This is a genomic window from Falsihalocynthiibacter sp. S25ZX9 (assembly GCF_041205405.1).
Lineage (GTDB): Bacteria > Pseudomonadota > Alphaproteobacteria > Rhodobacterales > Rhodobacteraceae > Falsihalocynthiibacter > Falsihalocynthiibacter arcticus.
This window is the reverse complement of sequence record NZ_JBGFCD010000119.1, coordinates 1-344: the sequence shown is the minus strand read 5'-3', so window position 1 is coordinate 344 and position 344 is coordinate 1. Positions and strand designations below refer to the sequence as shown.

Below are 344 nucleotides of genomic sequence, written 5' to 3'. Positions count from 1 at the left end.
CAGCACGACTTCAAGAAGCGGATCGTGCCGCAGGGAACCATAGAGAAAAAGGGCTGTCACGGCGTGTCCTAAATATTGGATATCAATTGAATTTGGAAACGTATCAGTTCCAGCGGCGGCTGGCCCATTCCACGGCAAAACCACCAAAAATTCCGCCAAAAACCATTATTGCAATGGGGAAAGGTGTCGCTGCGATCATCGCATATTTGCCCGCGATACTAAACATATCAACGATGGCTTCCATGGGGCCACCATAGGCTTTGCGCATCGACTTATCGATCATCTCGATCCCTGCATGAAGAAACGTCACACAAATGGTGATGGCCACTGCCGTCGTAAGCCCC

General features: G+C 50.3%; 1 protein-coding gene. It reads right to left on the bottom strand.

Annotated features, from left to right (window positions below):
- Positions 1 to 103: 103 nt before the first annotated feature.
- Positions 104 to 344: TrgA family protein (locus AB9F29_RS21545; RefSeq protein ID WP_369757207.1), on the bottom strand; the 241-nt coding region annotated here is incomplete at its 5' end.